The organism is Streptomyces sp. NPDC048269, assembly GCF_040652395.1.
Lineage (GTDB): Bacteria > Actinomycetota > Actinomycetes > Streptomycetales > Streptomycetaceae > Streptomyces.
In genome coordinates, this window is record NZ_JBEZLW010000003.1 from 299,671 (window position 1) to 309,520 (window position 9,850).

Below are 9,850 nucleotides of genomic sequence, written 5' to 3' on the forward strand. Positions count from 1 at the left end.
GTGCCAGCGCTATTCCGCGGCACGGTGCTGTGTCTCGTTATCTACGTCTCTTCGCCTGGCTCACCGGTCACACCGCGGTGCGATTGCACCGCGGTGCGGGCCGTCCGGTCAGTCGGCGGCGGAGGCGGGCACGGGGACCGAACCGGTCCCACCGGCCTCGCACTCATCAGGGTGAGGCCGCCGCTCGCGCAGTTCCGCGATGGCGGTCTCGAAGTCTTCAAGGGTGTCGAACGCTTTGTAGACGGACGCGAAGCGCAGGTAGGCGACCAGGTCGAGTTCCTGCAACGGGCCGAGTATGGCCAGACCCACGTCGTGGGTGGTCAGCTCGGCACTCCCGGTGGCGCGCACCGCCTCTTCGACCCGCTGGCCGAGCTTGGCGAGGGCGTCCTCGGTGACCGGCCGCCCCTGGCACGCCTTGCGCACGCCGGAGATGACCTTGGTACGGCTGAAGGGTTCGGTCACCCCGCTGCGCTTGATCACCATCAGTGAGGCCGTCTCCACCGTCGTGAAGCGACGGGAGCAGTCGGGGCACTGACGGCGCCGGCGGATCGACGTGCCGTCGTCCGTGGTGCGGCTGTCGACGACTCGGCTGTCGGGGTGCCTGCAGAAGGGGCAGTGCATGGTTCCCTCACCCTCCCTTTTGGCACGACTGAATCACCCCACAGAGCCCCTGAACAACAGAGACGGGCTCTGTCGGGGGCTCGTGGAGCAGCCACCAGCATATGCGATCCCAGGACCCTCAACAGACCCAAGGACCACTAGTTCTGGGTGGCAGCGCTCATCCAACCACTAGATCTTGGGTTGTGGTGGATTTCCTCGGCTCCGCGTGTCGCGACGTCCGATAGCCGGATACGAGGCCCCGCGGTGCCACACTGGAGCCAGGCTCGGAAGGCGGCGACCCGACCGGGAAGGGTACCGTAAGCGGCGGATGCCGAGCCGAACCCGCGTTCGGCCACCCGATCGTCCATACACCCCTCGATGTACCCACGCGGGACGATCTGCGATTTTTCACTCGAACGTGTGTTTGGCGCAACCTTTCGAAAGCAACTACCGTTGTCCAGCTAGGGAGAACATTTCGAGAGGGGCCGACGTGACCACCACCGCAGACAGTGCCACCATCACTGCCCAGAACCGCTCCCAGAGCCGACTTGAGCCGGTGCATGCCATGAACGACGCAAACCTGAACCCGGAGGCGGAGCCCGTGCGCCCCGCACGCTCGCTGCCAGGTCGACCTCCAGGCATCCGCGCCGACAGCTCCGGGCTCACGGACCGGCAGCGGAGGGTCATCGAGGTCATTCGCGACTCGGTGCAGCGGCGGGGTTACCCGCCGTCGATGCGGGAGATCGGCCAGGCGGTCGGACTGTCCAGCACCTCCTCGGTCGCGCACCAGCTGATGGCCCTGGAACGGAAGGGCTTCCTGCGCCGCGACCCGCACCGCCCCCGGGCGTACGAGGTACGGGGCTCCGACCAGCCCAGCTCGCAGCCGACGGACACCACCGGCAAGCCCGCCGCCTCCTATGTTCCCCTGGTCGGCCGGATCGCGGCCGGCGGCCCGATCCTCGCCGAGGAGTCGGTCGAGGACGTGTTCCCGCTCCCCCGCCAGCTCGTCGGCGACGGCGAGCTCTTCGTCCTCAAGGTCGTCGGCGACTCGATGATCGAGGCCGCCATCTGTGACGGCGACTGGGTCACGGTCCGTCGCCAGCCCGTCGCGGAGAACGGCGACATCGTCGCCGCGATGCTGGACGGCGAGGCGACCGTCAAGCGGTTCAAGCGCGAGGACGGCCACGTGTGGCTCCTACCGCACAACTCCGCCTACCAGCCGATCCCCGGCGACGAGGCGACCATCCTCGGCAAGGTCGTCGCGGTACTGCGGCGGGTCTGACCCCGCCGCCTCCATCCAGCCCCCGGGACCCACTGCGCCGGTTCCGGGGGTTGTCCCTTTTGTGTGGCTGAACCGCCGCCGCTTTCGCGGAGGTGGTCGCTCGGCGCTTCAGTTGCTCAATTGAGGGCTGCCGCCCGTGCTCCCAAGAACTACTTCCCGTCGGCCTGCGCCGCTGCATCGATCGAGGCGAGCGAGCGGCGGGCCTGGTTGCGGTCCGTGGTGTACCAGAAGTCCGGCAGCGTGGCCCGCAGGAAGCTCCCGTACCGCGCCGTGGCCAGCCGGGGGTCCAGCACCGCGACCACACCCCGGTCCCCCACGGCCCGTACGAGGCGGCCCGCACCCTGGGCCATCAGCAGCGCGGCATGCGTCGCCGCGACGGCCATGAACCCGTTTCCGCCGTGCTCCTCCACCGACTTCTGGCGGGCGCTCATCAGCGGGTCGTCGGGGCGCGGGAACGGAATCCTGTCCATGACGACCAGCTGGCAGCTGGGTCCGGGCACGTCCACGCCCTGCCAGAGCGACAGCGTCCCGAACAGGCAGGTCTTCGGGTCGGCCGCGAAGGCTTTGATGAGTTCCCCGAGGGTCTCCTCACCCTGGAGCAGGATCGGGTTGTCGAGCCGGCCGCGCAGTTCCTCGGCGGCCGCCTTGGCGCCGCGCATGGAGGAGAAGAGCCCGAGGGTTCGGCCGCCGGCCGCCTCGATCAGCTCTGCGAGCTCGTCCATCATGTCGCCGCGGGTGCCCTCGCGGCCCGGCGTGGCCAGGTGCTTGGCGACGTAGAGGATGCCCTGCTTCGGGTAGTCGAAGGGCGAGCCGACGTCCAGGCCCTTCCAGAGCGGCACGTCGTCCCCTTCGACGCCCTCCGGGGACAGGCCCAGGGAGGCCGCGACCCCGTTGAAGTCGCCGCCGAGCTTGAGGGTGGCCGAAGTCAGGACTACGGAGCGGTCCTCGAAGAGCTTCTCGCGCAGCAGGCCCGATACCGACAGGGGCGCGACCCGGAGGGTGGCGCCGAAGCGGTCGTGGCGCTCGTACCAGACGACGTCGTACTCGGAGCCGTTGGTGATCCGCTCCGCCACCCCGTGGATGCCCTCCACCGCGGCCAGGGCCTGCTTGCGGACCGCGTCCTCGTCGTGGACGGACTTGTCGCGGGTCGAGCCGATCGCGGAGATCACGTTGCGCGCGGCGTCCCGCAAAGCCATGAGGGCGTATCCGAGATCCTCGGGGATCTCCTCCAGCCGGCCGGGGAGCGCCAGTTCCATGACCCGCTCGAAGGACTCCGAGGCGGTCTGCATCGAGTCGGCGGCCTTCTCGTCGACCAGCTTCGCCGCACGCTTCACCGCCCGGTTGACCTGCCCCGGGGTGAGCTCGCCCGTGGCGACCCCGGTCACCCGGGAGACCAGCTCGTGGGCCTCGTCCACGATCAGCACCTCGTGCTGCGGCAGCACCGGGGCGCCCTCGATCGCGTCGATGGCGAGCAGGGCGTGATTGGTGACGACCACGTCCGCGAGCTTGGCCCGCTCGCGCGCGGCCTCGGCGAAGCACTCGGCGCCGTACGCGCACTTCGTCGCGCCCAGGCACTCGCGGGAGGAGACGGAAATCTGCGACCAGGCCTTGTCCGAGACGCCCGGGGTGAGGTCGTCACGGTCGCCGGTCTCCGTCTCGTCCGCCCAGTCGCGCAGGCGCAGCAGGTCCTTGCCGAGCTTGCTGGTGGGGGTGGCCGCCTCGAACTGGTCGAAGAGGCCCTCCTCCTCGTCCTGCGGCGCACCCTCGTGCAGGCGGTGCAGGCACAGATAGTTGGAGCGGCCCTTGAGCATGGCGAACTGCGGGCGGCGGCGCAGCTGCGGATGCAGTGCCTCCACCGTCCGGGGCAGGTCGCGCTCGACCAGCTGCCGCTGGAGGGCGAGGGTCGCGGTGGCCACGACCACTCGCTCACCGTGCGCGAGCGCCGGCACCAGGTATCCGAGGGACTTGCCGGTGCCGGTGCCGGCCTGGATGAGCCGGTGGGAGTTGTCGTCGATGGCTTCGGCGACGGCTTCGGCCATGGCCACCTGGCCGGGGCGCTCCGTGCCGCCGACGGCGGAGACGGCGGCGTGCAGCAGGTCGGGGAGGGAGGGCTTCGTCATAGCACTGCCAACCCTACGGGGCTCCGCCGACAGTGACCGCACCGACGAGGGTTCACGGCCGGTACAGGGGGTTGGGTACGGTGCCGTGCTGGACGGCGTGCGGGCGCGTGGAGCGGTCGCGGTAGCCGTCCTCGTAGAGCCGGTTCCGGTTCAGGCAGAGCCGTCCGATGCGCTCGCCGAGCAGGTCGAAGAGCTCGTAGCGGTCCTTGAGCTCGGGGAAGCGGGCCTGGTGGCGGAGGATCTCCGCCCGTAGGAGGGACCAGAACTCGCTCTCCGGGACGTCGAGGCGGTCCTCGCACAGGGCCGAGAGGTAGCGGAAGACGCCGACGAAGAGCCCCGAGTGGATGAACTGCGGCAGGAAGTCGGCGGGCTCTGCGAGCAGGACCGCCCGGACCTCGTCGGGCAGGGAATCCAGCTCGGGCAGCGGTTCGGAGCTGATGTTGACGTCGTCCACGAAGTCCTTCACGGCGAGCCGGACCGGGACCTCATGCTCGTCGAAGATCACGATGGTGTTCTCGCCGTGCGGGGAGAAGACGGTGCCGTAGCGGTAGAGGAAATGCAGGAGCGGGGGCAGCACGGCGGCGAAGAGGCGCTGCAGCCAGGCCTCGGGGGTGAGCCCGGACCGGGCAACGAGTTCGGCGGTGAAGGACCGGCCACGCGGGTCGGTGTGCAGGAGGCTGGCGAGCGTACGGGCACGCTCGCCGGGTGCGAGGCGGCCGGTCAGGGGCTCGCGCCAGATCGCGCCGAGGAGCTCCTTGTACTGGTACGGGACCTCGGGGAGCTCGTCGTAGACGGGGTGGCGGACGGTGACGGAGGCGACCTCGCCGAGCAGGACGACCCGGCATTCGTCGCGGAGGAAGGGGTCGGCGTCGCGCAGGGAGTGGATCCAGGCGGTGACGGCGGGGGCGGCGAGGGCGAGGTCGCTGGGCAGGCCGCGCCAGACCATGGTGTTGAAGACGGAGAGCGGGAGCTTGACGCTGTGGCGGTCGGGGCGGGTGAGGTTGAGGAAGGTGCGGATGGACTGCTGGGGCAGGCGCACGTCGGGATCGGCGGGGAGCGGGACGAGGGCGCCGGAGGCGAGGGCCGGGGCGAAGAGGGGGAGGACGACCTCGTCCCACTGCCAGGGGTGGACGGGCAGGTAGAGGTAGCGGAGCGGGTCCAGGCCGCGGTCGCGCAGAGCCTGGTCGAAGGCGGCGCGGGTGATCGGGTCGAGCTCGGTGGAGTAGAGGCGGGCGGGATCCTCCAGACCGGCGGTCCCCCGGTAGGTCGCGAGCGAGGTGTGGGCGGCGAGCCAGGGCAGTCGCTGGCGGGTGCGGGCCTCGGGGGCCCAGGCGGTGGTGTCGGAGGCGGAGAGACCGATGCGGCCCTTGTTGAGGACGAGCCAGGGGTGGCCGGTCTGGTGGCCTTCGAGGGCGGCGTAGTCGAGGTCGGCGAGGACGTCGGCGGTGAGCGCGGTGTGGTCGATCCGGGCGTCGGCACAGAGCGTGGCGCTGAGTTCGCGGACGAGGTGGCCGAGGGTGGCTCCGTCGAGGCCGAGGAGGGTGCGGGAGCGGACGAGGAAGGCGTACGGGTCCCCGAAGGCGGTCGGCGGCTGCGGGGAGGACGGGGCCGGGCAGGGGGTGAGGGTGATGGTTTCCGGGGTGACGTGCCAGCTGCCGTACGAGCGGCGGCGGGCCCGGAAGCCGAGGCTGCTGCCGTCGTCCAGGGTCAGGGTCCACGCGTCACCGGCGGCGGCCGGGACGGGGACGGGGACGGGGACGGGGACGGGCCTGATGATCTCCTCGTAGGCGAACTCGGCGAGCATCTTGGCGAGGAGTCGCCGGGCGGCGCCGTCCCAGGTCGCGCGGGTGAGTTCGGGGGGTGTGCAGGGGTGCTGGGGTGACGGGGGCGCGGAGGGAGCGGCGGAGTCGGAGGCGGCGGGAAAATTCGGCACGGGACTCCTCGGAGATCGGGAACTGCGCTTCGTCACGCAGAGTTATCAAAGGGAGAGGTGCTAAGTGGCGACGACGGTCAGGGCATGCGGGGCGGCAGTCAGAGGAGATTGCGCAGCGCCCGCTCCCGGATCATCAGGGCGGCACGCTTCTCGGGAAGGTCGAGTTCCGCATAACAGCGGAATCCGGAGCTCAGGAAGGCCGATACGGAGGGGGTGTTGCGGATGTCCGGCTCCGCGATCACGCGCGTGCAGCGGGGGCGGTTGTCGAGCACCAGGCCGGCGACGGCGCGCAGCAGTGTGGTGCCCAGGCCCCGGCCGCGGTTCGTGCCGTCTCCGATGAGCAGGTGGATACCAGTGTCGTGGGGGCGCGCCGGGTAGTGATGGGAGAGCGGGTCGAGGTCGGCCCGGTAGATCTCCCAGTAACTCATCGGTGTGCCGTCGAGGAGGCCGAGGCAGGGGATGCTGTGGCCGTCCCCGTCGAGCTGGGCCCGTAGGTGGGCGGCGGTGACGGCGGCGGGGCCGGCCAGCTCCCAGTAGGCGGCCACCTCGGGGTCGTTCATCCAGCCGGTGAGGAGTCCCAGGTCTCGGCCGGGTCGTACGGGTTCGAGGCGGAAGGCTCCGGCGGGGGTGTCGGTGCTGCCCCAGGTCGCCGGGGAGCCAAGGAGGTCTGCTTCGGCGAGGAGGGGCAACAGCTCGGCGGTGAGCCGTAGTTCGACCGTGTCGTCGAGGGCGCGGGCCGCGTCGGTGGCGTCGGTGGCGGAGCGGGCCGAATCGGCGGGGGCGTCTGTGGTGGGCATGGGGGCTCTTCCCCGCGTCGGTGCCGACGCGTCAATCGTGGAGGGGGTTGGTGATGGTGACGTAGACGGACTGGGTGTCGACGGGTCCGACGAGTTCGTCGAGGCCGCCCAGGCGGGTGAGCAGGTTCGCCTTGCAGCGCAGGGTGGGCGAGTCGAGCAGCTTCGCGGGGAGCGGGCCGAGGCCTGATGCCTTGCCGAGGAATCGGCGGAAGGCGGCGAGGAGCACGCGTTCGTCGGCGAGCCGCTGGGATCCGAAGGCTCCGATGAGGCCCAGCACGTTGTTGATGCCGAGGTAGTAGGCGAAGCGTTCGTCGGTGACGGCGTCGGAGACGAAGGTGTCGCTGAGGCTGCCGATGCCGGGGAGCCGGTGCTCCAGTTCCGCGCGGTGGGACTCGCGGAAGTAGTAGCCCTGGTTGTCGCGGTAGCGGCCGCCGACCGGCCAGCCGGCCGGGTCGAGGAGTACCAGGGTGTTCTGCTGGTGCGCTTCGAGGGCGATGCCGGCGAGCGCGTCGAAGGCGAGGACCGGCAGGACGACGTGGTCGAGGTAGCGCAGGAACCACTCGGCGGCGACGGCGGAGGTGGTGCGTCCGGTGGCGGCGGCGAGAGCGCAGACGATCTCGGCGAGCCGGGAGCTCATGGTGGTCCGGCCGGGCCATGGGCGGGGCGAGGTGAGTGCGGCGATGCAGACGGCGTCGTCGCCGGAGCGGAAGGGGTTGTGGCGCAGCAGGCAGTCGAGGCCGGGGACGGGGGTGCCGTCCGGGGAGTCGACGGCGACCCAGGCGGGGTCGCGGACGATGTCGAAGCCGGGGTGGGCCGCATGCCACTGCTCGGCGAGGCCGGTGCGGAGCAGCCGGTGCACCTCGACCCCGCGGTGGAGTTCCTTGCGGAGGTTCTCGCGGCGGGAGTTGGTGATGCGCAGGCCCAGGGAGAGCTTGAGCATGGCGGGCGCGCCCGGGCGGTGGACGGTGCGCACGGAGGAGGTGGGGTACCAGTGGGCGCCATAGGGGCCCAGGTCGTGCAGGAGTCCGGCGTCGCGGAGGGCGGCGACGGCGGGGCGCTGGAGCAGGTCGCGGGCCTGCCACGGGTGAAGGGGAAGGGGGGTGGCTCTGTCGGGGATCGGGAGTCCGGGGGCGAGGCGGCTGAGGAGAGCGGCAGCGGAGACGGGGCGGCCGCGTTCGGTCCAGGCGGATGCGGTGGCGAGGGCGGAGGGTGCGACGGCGAACCAGTGCAGGGGGAAGGAAGCGTGGAGTTCGGGTGAGTAGCGGCGTACTTCGGTCTCGGAGAGCCCTTCGCGGCTCTTCGGGTCCGGCTGGAGGGGGTGACCGAGGAGGAGGGACTGCTCGGCGGTCAGGAAGTGGTCCACACCGATGCGGGAGGGGGCGGCGGGGCGTTCGCGCCGGTCGACGATGAACTCCGCGGTGCGGCGGACCGAGTCGGCGACCCGGCCGACCAGGTCGGCGCTGCCACGGGAGCCGTCAGTCGTGGCTGTGGCCGGGGCCGTGTGCGTGCCCGTGTATGTGCCCGTGCCCTCGCGGGCGATCAGCGCGGCGAGCGTGACGGCGTCCAAGGACGGGGCGTTCGCGGGGGCGGCCGCCAGCCGGGCGGGGCCGAAGCGGTGCCATCCCGTGGGGGACCAGTACCGGACGGGGACGAGCACGACGGCGCCCGAGGCGGGGAGGGGGATGCGCAGCGGGGTTCCGGCGAGGCCGTCGGGTCGGCGCAGGCCCGCTTCGCGGACCCAGCAGCGGAGGAGGTTCTCCACCGCCGCTCCTTCGGCGGCGACGGCGGGGTCGGGGTGGTTCAGGAGGTCGGGCAGCGCTGTCGGCTCCTCCGCCGGGGGGCCTGCCCAGCCGCCGGGCCGAAGTCTGGGCGTGCCGTCCTTTTGGCGCGGCACGGTGGCCGCCGCCTCGATCCCGGTCGCGGGGGGCTGTGGGTGCGGCACTCCGGCGGCGGGGGCCGGGGTGCCGGGGCGGGGCTCGGCCGCCGGGGCGCGGTCACCGGGGCCGGTGTCGCGGTCGCCGGGGGCGCGGTCACCAGGGCCAGGGTCGCGGTAGCGGTCGCGGTCGCGGTCGCCGGGGGCGTCGTACCGTCCGGCGCCTTCAAACGGCGGTACCGGGGCCTGCCCGGAACTGGTGGTCCGAGGGGGGCCGAGGCGGGGCTCGGCAGTCGGGGCTCGGTCACCGGGGTCGGGGTCGGGGTCGGGGTCGGGGTCGGGGTCGGCGGGGGCGTCGTACCGTCCGGCGGCCCCGGTCGGCGGTACCGGGGCCTGCCCGGAAGCGGTGGCCCGGGGGAGGCCGACGGGTGTTGGCGGTGTGGAGGGAGGGATGGGCAGGAGCCGCCCTGTGGCGGCGTCGGGTGACGCCGCGGGTTGCGGCGGTTGCCACGGGGGCTCGGCGGGGCCGACGGCCTCTGCGGCGCCTGGATCGGGTGCCGTGAGCGATCCTGAGGACGGCTGCGCGGTGCGGGCGGGCGACGCCTCGGGTACCGGCCATTGCCACTGGCGCTCGGCGGGCCGGGGGGACTCCGCGGCTCCTCGCTCGGGTGCCGAGTGAGGCGCTGACGCCGACTGGGCGCCAGGGGCAGGAGGCGCCTCGGGAGCCGGCCTCTGCTGCTGAGACTCGGCAAGGCTAGGGGCCTCTGTGGCGCCTCGCTCAGGCTCCACAAGCGACCCGGAGGCCGGCAGCGCGGCGGGGGCGGGCGCCGCAAGCGACGCGGAGGCCGACCGCGCGGCGGGGGCGGCCGATGCCTCGGGTGCCGACCGCCGCTGTTCAGACTCGGTAGCGCTGGGGGACTCCGCTGCGCCTCGCTCAAGTGCCGCGAGCGACCTGAGGGCCGACTGCTCGGCGAGGATGGGCGACGCCCCGGGTGCCGGCCACTGCCACTGGGGATCGGCGGGGCGGGGGGACTCCGCGGCGCCTCGCTCGGGCGCCGGGTTTGGTCCGGAGGCCGACTGGGCGCCGGGGGTGGGAGACGTCGCGCGTGCCGACCGCTGCCACTGGGGCTCGGCGGGGCCGGCGGCCTCTGCGGCGCCTCGCTCGGGCGCCGGGTTTGGTCCGGAGGCCGACTGGGCGCCGGGGGTGGGAGACGTCGCGCGTGCCGACCGCTGCCACTGGGGCTC

Annotated in this window: 6 protein-coding genes; 1 reads left to right on the forward strand and 5 read right to left on the reverse strand. The window is 72.4% G+C overall.

Annotation, left to right across the window (positions count from 1 at the left end):
* Nucleotides 1–108: 108 nt before the first annotated feature.
* Nucleotides 109–621: a transcriptional regulator NrdR gene (nrdR, locus tag AB0D48_RS05360; RefSeq protein WP_362390987.1), complete on the reverse strand. Its 513-nt coding sequence runs from the start codon at nucleotides 619–621 to the stop codon at nucleotides 109–111.
* A gap of 469 nt (nucleotides 622–1,090) precedes the next feature.
* On the opposite strand from nrdR, the gene lexA reads away from it, so the two are divergent.
* The gene (lexA, locus tag AB0D48_RS05365) at nucleotides 1,091–1,882 is read left to right on the forward strand and encodes a transcriptional repressor LexA (RefSeq protein WP_215016496.1); all 792 of its coding nucleotides are present in this window, start codon (nucleotides 1,091–1,093) and stop codon (nucleotides 1,880–1,882) included.
* Nucleotides 1,883–2,031: 149 nt separating this feature from the next.
* Here lexA and AB0D48_RS05370 read toward each other — a convergent pair whose 3' ends face one another.
* The 4 genes from AB0D48_RS05370 to AB0D48_RS05385 form a co-directional block, all read right to left on the reverse strand.
* Complete coding sequence (locus tag AB0D48_RS05370; RefSeq protein ID WP_362390990.1) at nucleotides 2,032–4,002, reverse strand: ATP-dependent DNA helicase; 1,971 nt, start codon at nucleotides 4,000–4,002, stop codon at nucleotides 2,032–2,034.
* A gap of 52 nt (nucleotides 4,003–4,054) precedes the next feature.
* The gene (locus AB0D48_RS05375; protein WP_362390992.1) at nucleotides 4,055–5,935 is read right to left on the reverse strand and encodes an IucA/IucC family siderophore biosynthesis protein; all 1,881 of its coding nucleotides are present in this window, start codon (nucleotides 5,933–5,935) and stop codon (nucleotides 4,055–4,057) included.
* 98 nt (nucleotides 5,936–6,033) lie between these two features.
* Nucleotides 6,034–6,732 carry a GNAT family N-acetyltransferase gene (locus AB0D48_RS05380; protein WP_362390994.1) on the reverse strand — a complete coding sequence of 233 codons (699 nt, stop codon included), beginning with the start codon at nucleotides 6,730–6,732 and terminating at the stop codon, nucleotides 6,034–6,036.
* Between the two features lie 31 nt (nucleotides 6,733–6,763).
* On the reverse strand, nucleotides 6,764–8,626 hold the full coding sequence (locus AB0D48_RS05385; protein WP_362390996.1) for an IucA/IucC family protein: 1,863 nt from the start codon (nucleotides 8,624–8,626) through the stop codon (nucleotides 6,764–6,766).
* Between the last annotated feature and the right edge of the window lie 1,224 nt (nucleotides 8,627–9,850).

Coding starts and splice junctions, on each gene's coding strand:
- nrdR (WP_362390987.1), bottom strand. CDS start 621: ATGCACTGCCCCTTCTGCAGGCACCCCGACAGCCGAGTCGTCGACAGC.
- AB0D48_RS05370 (WP_362390990.1), bottom strand. CDS start 4,002: ATGACGAAGCCCTCCCTCCCCGACCTGCTGCACGCCGCCGTCTCCGCC.
- AB0D48_RS05380 (WP_362390994.1), bottom strand. CDS start 6,732: ATGCCCACCACAGACGCCCCCGCCGATTCGGCCCGCTCCGCCACCGAC.